At 51.8% G+C, this 16,962-nt stretch carries 18 protein-coding genes; 17 read left to right on the top strand and 1 reads right to left on the bottom strand.

The window, feature by feature from the left end:
* The first annotated feature begins 178 nt into the window (after positions 1-178).
* The 13 genes from AYW79_RS07830 (at position 179) to AYW79_RS07770 (ending at position 13,418) form a co-directional block, all read left to right on the top strand.
* Entirely contained in the window at positions 179-1,459 is a 1,281-nt protein-coding gene (locus AYW79_RS07830; RefSeq protein ID WP_197460924.1) for an MFS transporter, read from the top strand.
* Entirely contained in the window at positions 1,440-2,540 is a 1,101-nt protein-coding gene (locus AYW79_RS07825) for a mandelate racemase/muconate lactonizing enzyme family protein (protein ID WP_067564146.1), read from the top strand. The genes AYW79_RS07830 and AYW79_RS07825 overlap by 20 nt, the downstream gene beginning before the upstream one ends.
* 274 nt (positions 2,541-2,814) lie before the next feature.
* A complete protein-coding gene (rpoE, locus tag AYW79_RS07820) occupies positions 2,815-3,339 on the top strand; it encodes a DNA-directed RNA polymerase subunit delta (RefSeq protein WP_067564143.1) in 525 nt (174 codons plus the stop codon).
* Positions 3,340-3,474: 135 nt separating this feature from the next.
* A complete protein-coding gene (locus AYW79_RS07815; RefSeq protein ID WP_067564141.1) occupies positions 3,475-5,109 on the top strand; it encodes a CTP synthase in 1,635 nt (544 codons plus the stop codon).
* A gap of 72 nt (positions 5,110-5,181) precedes the next feature.
* Entirely contained in the window at positions 5,182-5,559 is a 378-nt protein-coding gene (locus AYW79_RS07810) for a response regulator (RefSeq protein WP_067564138.1), read from the top strand.
* Complete coding sequence (gene kal / locus AYW79_RS07805; protein WP_231877766.1) at positions 5,549-5,959, top strand: 3-aminobutyryl-CoA ammonia lyase; 411 nt, start codon at positions 5,549-5,551, stop codon at positions 5,957-5,959. The genes AYW79_RS07810 and kal overlap by 11 nt, the downstream gene beginning before the upstream one ends.
* A 24-nt stretch (positions 5,960-5,983) precedes the next feature.
* A complete protein-coding gene (kce, locus tag AYW79_RS07800) occupies positions 5,984-6,805 on the top strand; it encodes a 3-keto-5-aminohexanoate cleavage enzyme (RefSeq protein ID WP_067564136.1) in 822 nt (273 codons plus the stop codon).
* A 41-nt stretch (positions 6,806-6,846) separates the two neighbouring features.
* On the top strand, positions 6,847-7,701 hold the full coding sequence (gene fba / locus AYW79_RS07795) for a class II fructose-1,6-bisphosphate aldolase (RefSeq protein WP_067564133.1): 855 nt from the start codon (positions 6,847-6,849) through the stop codon (positions 7,699-7,701).
* A 57-nt stretch (positions 7,702-7,758) separates the two neighbouring features.
* On the top strand, positions 7,759-8,400 hold the full coding sequence (locus AYW79_RS07790; RefSeq protein WP_067564130.1) for a beta/alpha barrel domain-containing protein: 642 nt from the start codon (positions 7,759-7,761) through the stop codon (positions 8,398-8,400).
* A gap of 48 nt (positions 8,401-8,448) precedes the next feature.
* Entirely contained in the window at positions 8,449-9,684 is a 1,236-nt protein-coding gene (locus tag AYW79_RS07785; protein WP_269449036.1) for an LL-diaminopimelate aminotransferase, read from the top strand.
* 38 nt (positions 9,685-9,722) lie between these two features.
* Positions 9,723-10,688 (top strand): class II fructose-bisphosphatase, encoded by a 966-nt coding sequence (glpX, locus tag AYW79_RS07780; RefSeq protein ID WP_067564127.1) that lies wholly within the window; start codon positions 9,723-9,725, stop codon positions 10,686-10,688.
* 96 nt (positions 10,689-10,784) lie between these two features.
* On the top strand, positions 10,785-12,122 hold the full coding sequence (gene rho / locus AYW79_RS07775) for a transcription termination factor Rho (protein ID WP_067564125.1): 1,338 nt from the start codon (positions 10,785-10,787) through the stop codon (positions 12,120-12,122).
* Positions 12,123-12,134: 12 nt separating this feature from the next.
* Positions 12,135-13,418, top strand: a complete 1,284-nt coding sequence (locus AYW79_RS07770; RefSeq protein ID WP_067564122.1) for a radical SAM family protein — start codon at positions 12,135-12,137, stop codon at positions 13,416-13,418.
* Positions 13,419-13,452: 34 nt separating this feature from the next.
* Here AYW79_RS07770 and AYW79_RS15515 read toward each other — a convergent pair whose 3' ends face one another.
* Positions 13,453-13,590, bottom strand: a complete 138-nt coding sequence (locus tag AYW79_RS15515) for a hypothetical protein (RefSeq protein ID WP_156493890.1) — start codon at positions 13,588-13,590, stop codon at positions 13,453-13,455.
* A 200-nt stretch (positions 13,591-13,790) separates the two neighbouring features.
* Here AYW79_RS15515 and rpmE point away from each other — a divergent pair, with 200 nt between their 5' ends.
* The 4 genes from rpmE (at position 13,791) to spoIIR (ending at position 16,909) form a co-directional block, all read left to right on the top strand.
* Positions 13,791-13,988 (top strand): 50S ribosomal protein L31, encoded by a 198-nt coding sequence (gene rpmE / locus AYW79_RS07765; protein ID WP_067564120.1) that lies wholly within the window; start codon positions 13,791-13,793, stop codon positions 13,986-13,988.
* Between the two features lie 110 nt (positions 13,989-14,098).
* Positions 14,099-15,175, top strand: a complete 1,077-nt coding sequence (gene prfA, locus AYW79_RS07760) for a peptide chain release factor 1 (RefSeq protein ID WP_067564117.1) — start codon at positions 14,099-14,101, stop codon at positions 15,173-15,175.
* Entirely contained in the window at positions 15,172-16,083 is a 912-nt protein-coding gene (prmC, locus tag AYW79_RS07755; RefSeq protein ID WP_067564114.1) for a peptide chain release factor N(5)-glutamine methyltransferase, read from the top strand. Before prfA ends, prmC begins: the two co-directional genes overlap by 4 nt.
* A gap of 124 nt (positions 16,084-16,207) precedes the next feature.
* On the top strand, positions 16,208-16,909 hold the full coding sequence (gene spoIIR, locus AYW79_RS07750; RefSeq protein ID WP_067564110.1) for a stage II sporulation protein R: 702 nt from the start codon (positions 16,208-16,210) through the stop codon (positions 16,907-16,909).
* Positions 16,910-16,962: the final 53 nt, after the last annotated feature.

The raw sequence follows: 16,962 nt of genomic DNA, 5'->3' as shown, positions 1-16,962 counted from the left end.
TCACCAAGATAAGTTGACATAACTCAATCTCTACCGAGGGGCGAATTTACACCACATCTCGGACTTGATCGATTGTGTTAAATGGATAGCCTAGGGGTAGTATTTAACCAAAAAATGATATATCATATATCAAGCGGAACATTAAGATAATTATTGAATGGGGGAAGAAGGGAAAAGGATGGATAAGACGCTTAGACGTAGATGGACTCAAGTCGTTTTTGTAGCGGTAATCATGTATACGATTTCATTCATAGACAGGATGAATGTTGCCGTCGCCCTACCACATATGAGAAAGGATCTTCATCTTAGCGCTACGGCTGCTGGGATAACGGCCGGAATTTTTTTTATAGGTTACTTTTTGTTCCAAGTTCCTGCGGGTAAATGGGCAGTTCGTTTTGGAAGTAAGCGCTTTATTTCCGTATTGCTGGTCTTGTGGGGAATTTTTGCGATGCTTTCTGGTTTTTCTCAAAACGCGACGCAATTATACATCACCCGATTATTGCTCGGCCTTGCCGAAGGTGGAATCTGGCCGGCAACGTTAGTCTTGTTAAGCAACTGGTTTCTTGCAGAGGAACGCGCAAGGGCCAGCGCAATTTGGATGCTTTGTCTGCCGCTCGGAGGGGCAATTTCAGGTCCGTTGTCCGGCGTTTTAATTTCGCATCTTGACTGGAGATGGATGTTTATTCTGGAGGGCATTCCGGCGCTTGTATGGGTCATCCCATGGTGGTTTTTAATTGAGGACAGTCCGGAAAAGGTGTCATGGTTGTCGATTGATGCCAAAAAGTACTTGGTGTCTAGATTGCATTTAGAAGAAGAAGCTCGTCGTCAACGTGTATCAAATCTAGGTTGGCGTACTTGGGCATTTCATCCAACCGTCATCATGCTTTCACTCGTCTACATTCTTTCTATCATTGGTGGATACGGGGTACTGCTATGGCTTCCCACGATTATGGGGCAACTTAGTGGAAAAGGTATTCAGTGGGTTGGCTTCATCAGTGCCATTCCGTATGTCGTGGCTATGATTGCAATGGTTTTGTTTGGCTATCTGGCAGACAAGACGCAAAAACATATACGGTTTGTTGTGTTGAGCCTGGTCTTGGCGGCAGTAAGTATGTTCCTTACTTCTTTTACAGGTACCCACGCTTGGTTTATCACGATTATTTTGCTATCGATTTCTGTGGCGGGATTCTTTGGAAGGCAAGGCCCGTTGTGGGCAATCCCTTCCACCATGTTGCCGAAGGAATTGGCAGGACCCGCCATGGGTTTTATTAATGCATTTGGGAACCTCGGCGGTTTCATTGGACCAACGTTGTTCGGAGCTTTTTTGGGTGCAACACATAACTTTGTTCGAGGTTACTTGGTTCTTTCTGTGTGCATGATTTTGGCGGCCATCCTGATGGCTACTCTTGTGATGTTTTCGAGAAAAGGAGTTTCTACGTTTGAAGATCACGGGATTTAAGGTCTATCCACTTAGTGTTCCCTTAGAGAAACCTATTGTAACTTCCTTCGGAGTGATGAAAAGTAGGCAGGCTTGTATACTTGAACTGAGCACAGACGACGGAATATCTGGTTGGGGAGAGTCTTGGATAAATTACCCCCAGTGGGGACTTCAGGAGCGTACGGCAACGCTAAACGCTATTTGTGAACGAATTATTGGGTCCGATGTAAGTGATCCGAAGGCATTCAACACATGGTTGAAGTCGCTGTTCAGCGTAATAGCCCGCCAATGGGGAGCTGTCGGGCCAATATTACAGGCAATTAGTGCAGTAGACCTTGCTATTTGGGATGTTGTCGCAAAATCGAAACACGTTCCTGTATACAAATTACTCGGTGGTACTCACAAGCAAGTTAGAGTATATGGTAGTGGCATTGCCCCCGATGACATTGAAAAACGCCTGAACGAGGCAATTGAACTAGGATATCAGGCGGTCAAGGTGAAAATTGGGTTTGACTACGAATCGGACATTCGTGCAGTCAAACATGCGCGGGATATTTGGGGAGACCGACATCTCATGCTGGATGCGAACCAAGGATGGACGCTAGACGAAGCGCTAAAAATTTTCTTGGATTTGGCTTCATATCACCCTTGCTGGATTGAAGAGCCGTTGGCCGCAGATGATAAAGATGGCTTGGTACGTTTGTCAGCACAGTCATCTCTTCCCATTGCTGTAGGGGAAAATCTCTATGGGAATGAATTTCACCAAATAGTGGACGCAGGTTCAGCTCATTATATCCAGCCAGATCTTACTAAAATGGGCGGTCTATCTTCTGCCCTAGAAGTTGTGAAATGGTGTGCAGATCAGGGTATCACAGTGGTACCACATGTTTTTGGTACCGCTTTATCGATTGTGGCGTCCAGTCACTTTAATGCCATAACGCAGTCCCCTTGGCTTGAAGTGGATATGAACGATAACCCGTTTCGATCGAATTTACTTGTGGAGGGGTTAAACATTTGTGGAGGTTATCAGAATCTATCAGAGAAACCCGGATGGGGAGTGGAACTAGATCGAAAAATGTTAAAAAGATTTCAAGCACTGTAATGTAGATTTAAGTGGAACTTCCTTTGGATACTCATTTTTTTTCTTGCTCGAGTCTGAATGTAGACTCGAGCCTATGCACTTTTACACACAATACAATGGTTACGCAGGGATTGCGGTTCGAATTTAAATAGAATATGTGCAATCGATTTGTGATTTCTAAAAATAAAACAGATTATGGGTCATGTACATAAAAATCTTATCAGAGTGGGATTGAGTTTGCGCATTCGATATGCTTTAATATTGGGATGAAGTGAGGCAGTCATGGAGGTGCACGATGGCAGAATCATTGCGCGTTGATCGTGATCGTGAAGCGTTGCTTGAGATTCCGTTGGTGGATATTGCGTATCAAATTCTTTTGCAAGGGAAAGAACCTTACTATTATCGTGATTTGATGGCAAAAGTGGCAGAACTGAGAGGCTTGACGCAAGAAGAGATCAACATGGTCATTGCCCGCCTGTATACCGATATCAACATTGATGTGCGATTTGTTTGCATTGGCGACAATGTCTGGGGATTGCGCAGTTGGTATCCGCTTGATAAAGCGGCGGAACGTGGCGCAGGAAAACGGTTTGTTCGCAAAGAAGTACTCGGTTTCGATGATGAAGATGATGAAGAAATCGTCGAGATTGATGAAGAATTGTTGGATGAAGAACCACCCTATACATTTGGTGACGATGATGCGCCTTTCGCGGATGAAGAAGATGAAATTGACGCGGAAGCCGACTTTATCGAAGAGGGACCGGAAGTTGAAGAAGAAGTTGACGTGGAAGATGACGCAGAGGACGAAGATGTATTTTAATTTGCGGCAGACGCTTCACTTTGTAAATGTCGGCAGGGGAGACATGTCCGCTTGTCGATCGAAACTTCAAATGCGTTCTGGCATTGGCCAGAACGTTTGTTATGTAAAGAATCGCGGGGGAGGCTGTGCGTTGATATGACGAAATACATTTTTGTAACTGGAGGCGTCGTGTCCGGACTGGGCAAGGGCATTACGGCCGCTTCACTCGGAAGACTGTTAAAAAATCGCGGACTGCGCGTCTCCATTCAGAAGTTTGATCCTTATATAAATGTCGATCCCGGAACCATGAGCCCCTATCAGCACGGAGAAGTGTTTGTAACGCAAGATGGAGCGGAAACGGATCTTGATCTCGGTCACTACGAACGCTTTATCGATAACAATCTCACACAAGACAATAACGTGACATCAGGCAGGGTATATTTTTCCGTACTCAACAAAGAGCGCCGTGGAGATTATCTGGGCGGTACTGTGCAGGTCATTCCGCATATCACAAACGAAATCAAGGAGCGTATCATGCGCGCCGCGACGCCAGAAACAGATGTGGTGATCACAGAGATTGGCGGCACGGTGGGGGACATCGAGAGTCTTCCTTTTCTTGAAGCGATTCGACAAATGAAGAGTGACGTTGGTCGCGAGAACATCATCTACATCCATGTGACGCTGATTCCTTTGATGCGCTTGGGCGGTGAAATCAAGACAAAGCCCACGCAGCACAGCGTGGCTGAACTCCGCAGCATCGGCATCTCGCCGCAGGTGATCGTTTGCCGCACCGAGGTTCCGCTCTCTACGGAGGTGCGCCGCAAAATCGCGCTGTTCTGTGACATCGAAGAAACGGCTGTGATCGAAGCGCGCGACGCCGAATCACTTTATGAAGTTCCGCTCATGCTGCAGTCTGAAGGACTCGATGAGTATGTGGTGCGCTATCTGAAGCTCGATTGTCCTCCGGCCGAACTGCGCGAGTGGACGACGATGGTCGAGCGCATCAAATCGCTCTCTCATACGGTGCGCATTGCGTTGGTCGGAAAGTATGTCGCGCTCCACGATGCTTATTTGAGTGTGGCTGAAGCGTTGTTTCACGGGGGCGTTGCAAACGGTGTAAACGTGGAAATCGACTGGATTCACTCGGAGGAACTCAACGCATCCAATGTTGATTCAAAATTGAGCGGTGCGGATGGTATTCTTGTGCCGGGCGGATTCGGAGATCGCGGAATTGAAGGGAAAATCGAGGCGATTCGCTATGCGCGGGAAAACAAAATCCCCTTTTATGGGATCTGTCTCGGCATGCAAATGGCGGTTGTCGAGTACGCGCGCAATGTGCTTGGATGGCGCGACGCGAACAGTTCAGAGATCAACGAGTTAACGACGCACCCGGTGATTGATCTGATGCCTGACCAGTACGACGTATCCGATAAAGGTGGAACGATGCGATTGGGAGGCTATCCTTGCGTGCTGGTTCCGGGAACGAAAGCGGCGCGCGCGTATGGTACGCTGCAAGTGATTGAGCGCCATCGTCATCGTTACGAGTACAACAATGAGTTTCGCGAGGCACTCAACAAAGCAGGGCTGCAAGTGAGCGGCGCGTCACCGGATGATCGGCTCGTTGAGATTGTGGAAATTGAAGATCACCCGTGGTTTGTGGGCGTGCAGTTTCACCCTGAATTTACGTCGCGACCCAATCGCGCGCAACCGCTTTTCCGGGAGTTCGTTTCGGCCGCCTGTGTAAAATGCGGGATTGTGCAAGAAGGGAATGCGCTTGAGACGTCGAATTAAAATTAAATGTGAACATTTACAATTGTAGGTGACAGGTCTGGATTCAACCTTTGCGAAGGGAGGGAAACGGTCTTGGCACGTCGTGTTCTTGTCGTAGATGACCAGTTTGGCATTCGTATTCTTTTGCAAGAGGTTTTAGAGCGTGAAGGATATCATGTGGAACTTGCCGCAAACGGCAAAGAAGCATTGGATCAGCTTCAAAAGAAATCATTTGATTTTGTTCTTCTTGATATGAAAATTCCGGGGATGGATGGTCTTGAAATCTTAAAGGGGTTGCGCCAAGTGCAGCCCCACGTGAAGGTCGCGATGATGACAGCGTACGGTGAGTTGGGGTTTGTCAAAGAAGCGATCGCACACGGTGCAGTAGGTCATTTTACAAAGCCGTTTGACATTGATGAATTGCGCCGCTTTATCGCGTCGCAGGTGGGGGTTGTGCCGCGTGTTGGATGAAACTGTGATGTTGCGCGTGCGGCTGTCTTCTGCAGATGCGCATTACGCGGGCAATCTCGTCGATGGCGCGCGCATGATGCAACTGTTTGGGGATGTCGCCACAGAGCTCTTGATCCGCCACGATGGGGATGAGGGGCTATTTTGCGCTTATGATCGCGTGACGTTTCTGGCGCCTGTTTACGGAGGGGATTACGTGGAGGCGACAGGTCGAATTGTACATAGTGGGCGCACTTCGCGGCGCATGGAGTTTCAAGTTCATAAGGTGGTCACTTCGCTAGGCGATCCAGCCCAACCGTCTGCGGCGTGTGTTGTGGCGCCGCCTCAGCTTGTGGCGGAGGCGAGCGGTACATGTGTGGTTCCGCTTGAAAAACAACGCCTGAACAAGCGTGAGGACGGTTGAGCAATTTCAGAAAGGGAGTGTGACATGGAGCCGTTGATCATCACTTCAGCCCTCAATGGCGCAGAAGTCACGCGTGAACAAACGCCAGCGCTTCCGCTTACACCCGTTGAGATCGCAGAGGAAGCGGCGCGCGCGCGCGCTGCGGGCGCGGCGTTGGTTCACATCCATGCGAGGGACGCGCGCGGCACGGCCACGCAGGACCCTGACGTGTACCGCGAGATCATCAGGGAGATTCGGGAGCGTACGGATGTCATCGTTCAGGTATCGACAGGTGGCGCAGTTGGCATGACGGCGGAATCGCGCTCCGCCGTATTGGCGCTTCGTCCGGAAATGGCCACACTAACGACGGGGACGGTTAATTTTGGCGACGATGTCTTTGTCAATCGTATGGGGGACATCCTCTCGTTTGCCAAGCGAATGGCCGCGCACCACATCACGCCTGAAATTGAAGTGTTCGATGTCGCCATGATCGAGAATGCGATGTATCTGGTGCGGCAGGGTGTCTTTTCACTGCCGCTACACTTTGATTTTGTGCTCGGTGTGCCTGGCGCACTTTCCGCGACAGCGAGAAATCTCACCTTCTTGGTCGACGCGCTTCCGCAGGGTTGCTCGTGGTCTGTGGCGGGCATCGGGCGCGCACAACTCCCCATGGCGATGATCGGCCTTGCGATGGGCGGCCACGTTCGCGTGGGGCTTGAAGACAACATTTACTACAGCAAGGGGCGTTTGGCGACAGGCAATGCAGAACTGGTCGCACGCGTGAAGAGAATGGCCGAAGAGATGGGACGAGCGGTTGCATCAGCCGATGAAGCGCGCTCGATTCTTGGGATCGCGCGACTTTCGTGATATATTGTCCGTGAACGAAGAGGAGAAAAGGAGAGATCCACATGCCATTTGGTTCATTTAAACAGGTGCTGAATGACGGCCTGAAAAACGGATATGCCGTAGGGCAGTTTAATATCAACAATCTGGAGTTTACGCAGGCGATCATTGAGGTGGCCAATGAAGAAGGTGCTCCGGTGATTCTTGGCGCGTCAGAGGGCGCGATTAAATATATGGGTCTTGACTATATGGTTGCTATCGTTCGAACTGCTGCCGAGAAATCGAAGGTTCCGGTTATCCTCCACCTCGATCACGGCAGCAGTTTTGATATGGTGATGAAATGCATACGAAATGGATTCACATCTGTGATGATTGATGGTTCACACCATCCATTTGAAGAGAATCTTGCATTGACGCAAAAGGTGGTCGAGGCAAGTCACGCGGTAGGAGTTCACGTTGAGGCGGAACTCGGGCGCATCGGCGGCGTCGAAGATGACCTTACGGTGGACGCGCGCGAAGCGGCGCTGGTGCGTGTGGATGAAGCGGAAGAGTTCGTAAAAAAGACGGGCGTTGACGCGTTTGCCCCAGCGATTGGTTCAGCACATGGGCATTATAAGGGGAAGCCGGAGTTGGCGTTTGATCGGCTGAAGGATGTTCGCGATGTGACGGGCGTTCCGCTTGTGTTACACGGGGGCACGGGCATTCCGGATGAAGACATTCTTCGCGCGATCGGTCTTGGCGTCAGCAAAATTAATGTAAACACAGAGAATCAGTCGGCGTTTACAGATGCGATCCGCGCGATTTTTGAGAAGGATAAAAATGTGTACGATCCTCGGAAATACCTCGGACCTGCGCGCGAAGCGATTAAAGACGCCGTGCGGACCAAAATTCGTCTGTTTGGTAGTGCAAACCGCGCGTAACGGCTGTGAAGAAAGTAACGAAGATATGCTCACGTTTTTACCAGGGATGATGTGACTGTGCAACTTATTCTTCAGTCAGCGGATCTCGAAGAATTGCGCTGTGCCGCTGCGTTTGGATTTATCGATTCCGTTTGGGTTCCGCGCAAGGAGATGGCTGCGCGTGCGTATCAGGAACGGGTGCGCGCAGTCGCTGCGCTTGGATTCTCGCGCATCATGATCGAACTGGATGCGCTTGACGTAGATGGGATGATCAAGGAATTAGAACTGCACGTCGTCGATACGGATGCAAAAATGATCGGCGCGGGGTCGTTCACCATCGAGCTATGCCGCGCTGCGCGCCACATGCAGAGTCTGGACGGGGTGCTCAACTGTGGTGTAGCTGCGCTGCACATCGCCAATGTTGCGCAAGGAATCGCCGCAGCGCGCGCGGGGTGCAGCGCACTCTGTGTCGATGGCGCAAGGTTTGCGGACGTAGGCATGGATCCATTTCGCTTTCTTCGCGCGTTGCGCTCCGTTCAACGAGAAGGTTTTCCCCGCATTTACCTCGAAGGAATGCACGATTCCATGTCGACGCTTCAAGCCAGCGAAGCAGGGGCAGACGGTTTGATCCTCCCATTTCTACCGCTTTTGCATAGTATGGATCACCCCGTGACGGAAGCGGGGATGCGGCGCATTCTGACGCACTGGAAAAGTGACTGATAAAATGAAAACAGCGTTTGACGAAAGACGCACAAGGGGTGAGAGAATTTGTCAGAGAGTTTTATTCAGAAAATGTTTGCTGACCGCATTGGTGGTGCAAACTTTGGCAAAGACACAGTGATTTATAAATTCGAGAAAATCAAACGCGCGAAAGCGGCTGCGAAAAAGGCGCATCCAGATGTGCCGATGATTGATATGGGCGTTGGTGAACCGGATGAGCGGGCGCATGACTGGATTGTCGACCGACTCGCTGTCGAGGCGAGAAAAAAGGAAAATCGTTTTTATGCGGATAACGGTATTCCTGAGTTTAAGGTGGCAGCGGCGCGCTATTTGCAGCAGGTTTATGGGGTTGAAGTTGATCCGGAGCGGGAGATCAATCACACGATTGGATCGAAGCCGGCACTCGCCATGATCCCGCTCGCATTCATTAATCCAGGTGACATCGCGCTGATGCCCATCCCGAATTACCCGGTCTTAGGAACGCATACGCGTTTTCTCGGCGGTGAAGTGTACACGCTGCCGATTCACGAGGAAAATCATTTTCTCCCGGACCTTGACTCCATTCCGGAAGAGGTATGCAAAAAAGCGAAACTGCTCTATTTGAACTATCCTAACAACCCAACGGGCGCTTCAGCGACACCTGAATTTTTCGAAAAAGCGGTCGCGTTCGCCAAACGTCACGAAATCCTGATTGTGCACGATGCGGCCTATGCAAGCCTCACGTTTGACGGTGTAAAACCGCTCTCATTTCTCTCGATTCCCGGAGCAAAAGACGTCGGGATCGAGCTGTTCTCGCTCTCGAAAGCGTTCAACATGACAGGCTGGCGCATCGCGTTTGTGGCGGGACAGGAATTGGCGGTCAAAGGGCTCGCGACCGTGAAGGACAATTACGACTCCGGGCAGTTTATCGCCATACAAAAAGCGGCGATGGTCGGCCTTGAAAATCCGTCGATCACGACTGACATCGCGGAGAAATACTCCCGCCGCCACAGCATGCTCGTCGACGCGTTGCGCTCAGTCGGGTTTCGCGTGGAAAAACCGAAAGGATCTTTCTTTCTCTATGCGGCGGCGCCGCGCGGGATTCGCGGAGGTGTACGTTTTGACTCGGCGGAGGCGTTTTCCGAATGGCTGATTACGGAAAAACAGATCTCAACGGTGCCGTGGGACGACGCAGGTGCGTTTGTGCGATTCAGTGTGACGTTTGAAGCCGATGACCAAGTGGCTGAGCGTGAGGTCATCGCGGAAATCAAGCGCAGACTCTCGGACGTATCGTTTGAATTTTAATTTGGAGTCACACTTGATGGGAAAGGGGCCAACGCTTGATGGATCGCGAACTCGCCATTGAATTTGCGCGCGTCACGGAAGCGGCAGCCCTTGCTGCCGCCCGTTGGATGGGAACAGGTAAGAAGAATGAGGCTGATCAGGCGGCCACAACTGCGATGCGGGCTGTTTTTGACACGATTGATATCGAGGGTACAGTCGTGATCGGCGAAGGGGAGATGGACGAGGCGCCCATGCTCTACATCGGGGAACGCTTGGGACGCGGAAAGGATCAGGTTGACGTGGCGGTTGACCCGCTCGAAGGTACGAATATCGTTGCGAAGGGTCTGTGGAATGCCATGGCCGTGATCGCCGTGGCTCCGGCAGGTACGCTGCTGCACGCGCCTGACATGTACATGGAAAAGTTGGCGGTCGGTCCAGAGGCGCGCGGACTGGTCGCTTTGGAGGCAGAAGTCGAAGACAATTTACACGCGGTGGCGCGTGCGAAAGGAAAGGCGATTGAGGATGTCGTAGCGATTTTGCTTGATCGCCCGCGTCATCAAACCCTCATCGATCGCATCCGAAAAACGGGTGCGCGCATCAAGCTCATCACGGATGGCGATGTCGCGGCGGCGCTCAATACCGCGTTTGCAGAGACGGGCGTGGACATCATGTTCGGATCAGGCGGCGCGCCAGAAGGCGTTTTGGCTGCAGCCGCGCTCAAGTGTCTTGGCGGTGAGTTGCAGGGGCGATTGCTTCCGGCGGATGATACGGAACGCGAACGCTGCATTCGCATGGGCATTTCTGATCCTGCACAAGTTCTTAGGATGGAGGATCTCATCCGCGGGGATGACGCGATCTTCGCAGCCACTGGTGTCACGGAAGGCGAACTATTGCGCGGTGTGCGTTTTCTTGGCGGTTCCATTGCGACTACGCACTCCCTGGTGATGAGAGCGAGTAGTGGGACCGTGCGCTTTATTGAAACGCGTCACGACTTGTCGAAGAAGCCAAACCTTGTGTTTGTATAACGAGGTGAGGACTTTCGAATCTGCATAAAATGTTTTCTCCCGGGTAAACATGATATACTAGGTTTTGATATTCTGATCGTGTGAGGGTAGGTACACTTGAAAATTGAAGAGCTGGAGTCAAAAAAGCTCGCGGATCTCTACAAACTGGCGAAGGAATTCCAGATTGCGCACTATGCCGGAATGAAGAAAAAAGAGCTGATTTTTGCAGTACTGCGAGCTCAGGCAGAGAAGGACGGACTTATTTTTGCAGAAGGCGTTCTTGATATCATGTCTGAAGGGTATGGGTTTCTAAGACCGATCGGATACTTGCCGAGTCTCGAAGACATTTACGTAGCGACATCGCAGATTCGCCGATTTGATTTGAGAGCCGGCGATCTCGTTTCTGGTAAAGTGCGACCACCGAAAGACAATGAGCGCTATTTTGGACTTCTTCAAGTTGAAGCGGTAAACGGCACGAGTCCTGACGCAGCAGCGGAACGACCTCACTTCCCCGCACTCACACCACTCTTTCCTCAAAAAAAGATGGTTCTCGAAACAGCCCCTAATAAGTATGCGACGCGTCTCATGGATTTATTGGCGCCCGTTGGGCTTGGACAACGCGGCTTGATTGTCGCTCCGCCGAAAGCCGGGAAAACGCTTCTTCTCAAAGAGATTGCGAACAGCGTGTCACAAAACTATCCGGGTGTTGATTTGTTTGTTTTGTTGATCGATGAGCGTCCTGAAGAAGTGACGGATATGCAGCGGTCAGTAAACGGCGAAGTGATCGCGTCCACCTTTGACGAAGTTCCCGAAAACCACATCAAAGTGGCCGAGCTTGTACTCGAACGCGCCATGCGTCTTGTCGAACACAAACGCGACGTTGTTATTTTGATGGATAGCCTGACGAGACTTACGCGAGCCTATAATTTAGTGATACCGCCGAGTGGACGCACATTGTCTGGAGGTATTGATCCGGCAGCGTTTCATCGACCAAAACGCTTTTTCGGTGCGGCGCGAAACATTGAAGAAGGCGGTAGTTTGACGATTATCGCGACAACGCTTGTCGATACCGGATCGCGCATGGACGATGTCATTTACGAAGAGTTTAAAGGGACTGGCAACCTTGAACTCCATTTAGATCGACGACTCGCAGAGAAACGGATTTTCCCGGCATTCGACATTCGGCGCTCGGGTACGCGTCGTGAAGAGCAATTGCTTACGTCAGAGGAACTTGAAAAAATATGGGCACTGCGCAGATCGATGAGCGAGAACAACGACTTTACGGAACTCTTTTTACGTCGATTTACACACACGAAAACGAATGCGGAATTTCTCGCGACGCTTGAGACGACTACGGAAACCAGAGAGCGTCCGAGTCATCGCGCAGAGCGCGTGCCGCGTGAGGATCGCGAGAAATCACATCGCCCATCGTCGAGTACTGTCCATTCGAAATGAAGGTGAGCAAGGATGAAACTGGTATACGCGGATGTGCGCGGGCGCGTGTTTGATTCGGAGACGTTGCTCGCGGTGGGTCGCACCGGTACAGCGGTGACAGAATTAACAGAGGAAGAGTGGATTCCCCTTCCGAGCGGCGCCGTACTGGCAGGTATGCCAGACACAAAGGCGCTCGGCTATGACCCAGAGCAATCCAAACTCAAGGCGCTCCCACCCACCTTCCGCGCGGTTGGCGCACTGTTGCCTCAAGGCTACACTCGCCTCTATGTTCCTGCCTATCACAAGGCGCAGGATACCAAACCATTCCCGCTTTTTGGGTATACGGCTGTAGGGTTTCGCGATGGCGTGTTTTATGTTGCGGCCCACGAAACGGATCGACCAGCGCTGTGGGATCCGACGCAGTATACGGACGTGCAGATCCAAACGGCAGTGAATGCGACACGCTCAGCGCATCCAGCCAATCGCGTATACGAACAATTATCAACGTGTGCGCTCACCTACGAATGTGTAACATCGCGTAACACATTTGTCGGAAAAAATGAAGGTGGACTGCCTGTCTCGTCTTCTTGCAATGCGGGATGTGTGGGCTGTATCAGTGATCAACCTGATGAGGCGGGGTTTCCCTCGCCGCAGATTCGCATGTCGTTTCGTCCGTCGGTTGACGAAATGGTTGAGGTCATGGTTCAGCACCTGGTACGTAGTGGCCCTTCTGGCATCATCTCGTTTGGACAAGGATGCGAGGGTGAACCCGCAACGCGCGGGCGGGAGATTGCTGAGTCGATTGTTCGCGTGAGGCGACAAGTTTCAACGGGTTATATCAACATCAACACGAATGCTGGACTCACGCATCAAATCAAGCGTATCGTCGATTCGGGCCTTGACCTGATGCGCGTCTCAACGATCAGTGCATGCGCTGATCACTATGACGCGTATTATCAACCGCGCGGCTATACGCTCGATCATGTGGCGGAGTCTACGCGCTATGCGGCGGAACACGGTGTTCTCGTTTCGCTCAACTACCTCATCTTTCCTGGCGTGTCGGACACACCGACTGAACTTGACGCGATGATTGAGTTCATTCGCTCCACGGGTGTTCGCCTCGTTCAAATGCGCAACTTAAACATTGATCCCGACTATTATCTGCAACGCGTACCACAGCGAAAGGAAGAACCGATTGGCATTCTCGCGATGATGGAGACGCTCATCGAAGAGTGCCCCGGTTTGCGGGTGGGGAGCTATACTCACGAACCGGGGTGGTTTGAAAAACCTCTCGCGCAGCCGAATGGACATTTGTGAACGGTTTTGCGCGAGAGATCGTGGCAAGTGCGGGTTAGTTTAGTACTGGCGGCGGGGAAGAGGTTGGCGGCAGGGTCATGAAGTTAGGTGCGATTGCGATACCAAGCACCCCAGCCAGTACGCCTGCAATAAGCAAGGCTGAGAGTTTTCGGCTTTGTTTTTTCTTTTTCATTCGTCCACACCCTTTCGTTTGATTACAGTTTGATCCTAACCTGTAATTTGTTTTAAGTAAATGCACATTTTGTAAAGAAGCAATTGGAGAATTCGTTCTCTGTTTGAGTCGATGGATTGGGTTGTTCGGGGCTTGTTTGTTTGTGTTTCGCGTGTTAATATATTCGTTATGGAATTAAGGTTTATTTGGAGGTGTACGTAATGAAAACAGCGATTCATCCGGAATATCAAAAAGCGACAGTGACATGTGCGTGCGGCGAACAATTTGAGACAGGTTCCGTAAAAGGAAATCTTCGCGTAGAGGTCTGCTCAAAATGCCATCCCTTTTTCACGGGTAAGCAAAAGTTCATTGACGCAGGTGGCCGCGTCGACAAGTTCCGCAAAAAATACGGAATGTAGAGACCGAATTGGTTTTTCAAAGGCACCGCGTGAGCTGCGCGGTGCTATTTGACATGATTGAGGAGAATTGAGGAACTGCGAAAATACGGATTTCTGGGGGTATGCAAAGAATGTTTCATCGTCTAGAGGCCGTTGAGCGTCGCTACGTAGACTTGGAACAGCTTCTCTCCGATCCGGAAGTGATATCGGATATGGGAAAGCTGCGCCAGTATGCAAAAGAACAGGCAGATTTATCTGACACCGTGCACGCGTATCGATCGTATAAGCGTGTCGTGGAGGAGCGAAAAGCCGCCAAAGAAATGCTTACTGAAAAGCTTGATGATGAGATGCGCGACATGGTGAAAGCGGAGATTGCGGAACTGTCGAACCAGGAAGAAGAGTTGGAGAAAGAACTGATGATGCTTTTGCTCCCGAAAGATAAGAATGATGACAAAAATGTCATTGTTGAAATCCGGGGGGCAGCGGGTGGAGACGAGGCGGCACTGTTTGCGAATGATCTTTTTCGGATGTACGGACGTTTTGCGGATCGCAAAGGTTGGCGCGTCGAGGTGATTGACGTGAGCCAGAATGACATTGGCGGCATTAAAGAAGCGGTTTTCAGCGTACAAGGGGCGGGCGCGTATCGCCTGTTGAAATTCGAGAGTGGAGCACACCGTGTGCAACGCGTACCCGCCACCGAGTCGGGTGGACGCATTCACACGTCGACGGCGACGGTTGCTGTACTTCCTGAAGTGGAGGAGGTCGAAGTGGAGATCCATGAAAAAGATTTGCGCATCGATACCTTTTGTTCAACGGGGCCGGGCGGTCAAAGTGTGAACACAACCCAGTCTGCGGTGCGCATCACTCACATACCGACAAACCTCGTAGTGTCGTGTCAGGATGAAAAGTCGCAGTTGAAAAATCGCGACAAAGCGATGCGCGTGCTGCGCGCTCGTCTCTATGAGAAATATCAGCAAGAACAGCAGCAGGAGTACGCGGAACAGCGCAAGTCTGCGGTGGGGACGGGCGATCGCAGTGAACGGATTCGCACCTATAATTTTCCCCAGAGTCGCGTCACGGATCATCGAATCAATTTGACCTTGCATCGACTCGACTCTGTGCTTGGAGGCGATCTGGATGAAATAATTCACTCGCTGGTCACGAAAGAACAGGCAGAGAAACTGGAGCAGGCAAACTTCGGCGCATGAGCGTAACGAGAAAAGAAATGCTTGCGCGTGCCGCGGATGAGCTGCGCGCGGCCGGGGTGGAGATTCCTGAGCGCACGGCGCAGTGGATCTTTCAACACGTCACGGGATTCAGCACCGCTGAAGTTCTCTTGCGCCCGGATGAACCTGTCGCGGATGTGCACACTGATGCGTTTTTGGCGTTGATTGCGCGGCGCGCTAAGAGGGAGCCGCTTCAGTATGTGTTGAATGAGGCGGAGTTTTGTGGGGCCATTTTTCGGGTCGATGGGCGCGTGCTGATTCCGCGCCCGGAAACGGAGTTGCTCGTCGAACGCGGACGCGCCTACTTGGCCGAGCGCATGACGAGTGAAAAATCGATTGCGGTGCTCGACATTGGCACAGGTTCCGGCGCGATTGCCGTCAGCCTCGCGCGCGCCGCGCGTGAACTGCAATTGCACTGTGCGTGTGATGTGCGCATCGTGGCGTCTGATCTTTCGCAATCTGCGCTTGATGTGGCGCGTGTCAATGCAGAGCGGCTCGGAGTGGCATCCATGATCACGTTTGTGCAGGCATCGTACGCGGACGGTGAGTTACTTCGCGCGCTCGCGCCGTTTGCTCTCATTCTCTCTAACCCTCCTTACATTCCACAGGTGAACGCCGCAGACTTGCAACCGGAAGTTGCGCATTTTGAGCCGCATCTTGCGCTGTTTGGCGGCGCAGACGGACTCGATGCGTACCGCGCCATTGTGGGTGGGTGTGCAGACCTTTTAAGCGCAGCCTATCTTGTCGCATTTGAAGTTGGCATTGGTCAGGCAGACGCAGTGACTAAGCTTGGCGGCAGTGTGTTTGCGCGCGCGGATGTCGAGGTGCTTCGCGACGAGCAAGGCATTGAGCGCGTCGTCGCATTTCGCGCGAGTGAAGCGCGCAGGTGAGGCAACGGGGTGCGGTAGTGATCGCTTTTAAGAGGCCCGGGCAAATCTTCTAGCGCGCGTTTAGAAGTCTCATAGAATGGTCATACTGCTTACCATCAGAGGACAGATGGCGGGGGTATGACAGATGAGATGGATCGTTGTGCTCATGTTGATCGCGATGGGATCGTTCGGATATATGAGTCAGGCAAAGAGTCAGAATGCGCCGATGAACACGGTGGATGCGTTCGTCGGTCCAAACGCAGCGGTGATTCCGAGTGATGCGCTGCGCTTGCGCATCATTGCAAACAGCAACAGCCCGGCGGATCAGAATGTCAAACAACAAATCCGCGATGAGGTCATCAACCTGATCGGTGCACGCATGGCGCACGTGACGTCACGCGCGGAGGCAAAGCAGGTTCTTGAGCAGGCTGTGCCAACCGTTGAAGCGCTTGCGACGGCCAAACTTCGCAGCGAAGGGTTTCCGTACACGGCGCAAACGGCGGTAACGCCGACTGCTTTTCCGGCAAAGCTTTACGGGAATCGCGTCTACCCGGCAGGTACATACATGGCGCTGCGCGTCATCCTTGGACGCGGCGCCGGGCAGAACTGGTGGTGTGTACTGTTTCCCCCACTGTGTTTTGTCGCGTTGGCGGATGGGGACGCCGTCGCCGCCACGCAGAGTTTCCCGGATTATCCACCGCTTGCGGTGACGCACATTCTTCAGCCGAACGGAAAAACGGCAACGGTCGCATTGCGTCTGGCTGTCGTCGATTATGGGGAGTTGTGGCTGAAAGAAGGAATCGCGACGGTACAAAGGCTTTTCTCGGCAAACGCGCGAGGACTATAAACGAGCGGAAACTGCGAGAAGTCCGTGTCGCGTGTCATGCGGTAAAGGATGAT

The sequence above is a fragment of the Ferroacidibacillus organovorans genome, from assembly GCF_001642725.1.
Classification (GTDB): Bacteria; Bacillota; Bacilli; order Alicyclobacillales; family SLC66; genus Ferroacidibacillus; species Ferroacidibacillus organovorans.
This window is presented reverse-complemented; position numbering and strand designations above follow the sequence as displayed.

Coding starts and splice junctions, on each gene's coding strand:
- AYW79_RS07830 (WP_197460924.1), top strand. CDS start 179: ATGGATAAGACGCTTAGACGTAGATGGACTCAAGTCGTTTTTGTAGCG.
- rpoE (WP_067564143.1), top strand. CDS start 2,815: ATGGCAGAATCATTGCGCGTTGATCGTGATCGTGAAGCGTTGCTTGAG.
- AYW79_RS07815 (WP_067564141.1), top strand. CDS start 3,475: ATGACGAAATACATTTTTGTAACTGGAGGCGTCGTGTCCGGACTGGGC.
- kce (WP_067564136.1), top strand. CDS start 5,984: ATGGAGCCGTTGATCATCACTTCAGCCCTCAATGGCGCAGAAGTCACG.
- fba (WP_067564133.1), top strand. CDS start 6,847: ATGCCATTTGGTTCATTTAAACAGGTGCTGAATGACGGCCTGAAAAAC.
- glpX (WP_067564127.1), top strand. CDS start 9,723: ATGGATCGCGAACTCGCCATTGAATTTGCGCGCGTCACGGAAGCGGCA.
- AYW79_RS07770 (WP_067564122.1), top strand. CDS start 12,135: ATGAAACTGGTATACGCGGATGTGCGCGGGCGCGTGTTTGATTCGGAG.
- AYW79_RS15515 (WP_156493890.1), bottom strand. CDS start 13,590: ATGAAAAAGAAAAAACAAAGCCGAAAACTCTCAGCCTTGCTTATTGCA.
- rpmE (WP_067564120.1), top strand. CDS start 13,791: ATGAAAACAGCGATTCATCCGGAATATCAAAAAGCGACAGTGACATGT.
- prfA (WP_067564117.1), top strand. CDS start 14,099: ATGTTTCATCGTCTAGAGGCCGTTGAGCGTCGCTACGTAGACTTGGAA.
- prmC (WP_067564114.1), top strand. CDS start 15,172: ATGAGCGTAACGAGAAAAGAAATGCTTGCGCGTGCCGCGGATGAGCTG.
- spoIIR (WP_067564110.1), top strand. CDS start 16,208: ATGAGATGGATCGTTGTGCTCATGTTGATCGCGATGGGATCGTTCGGA.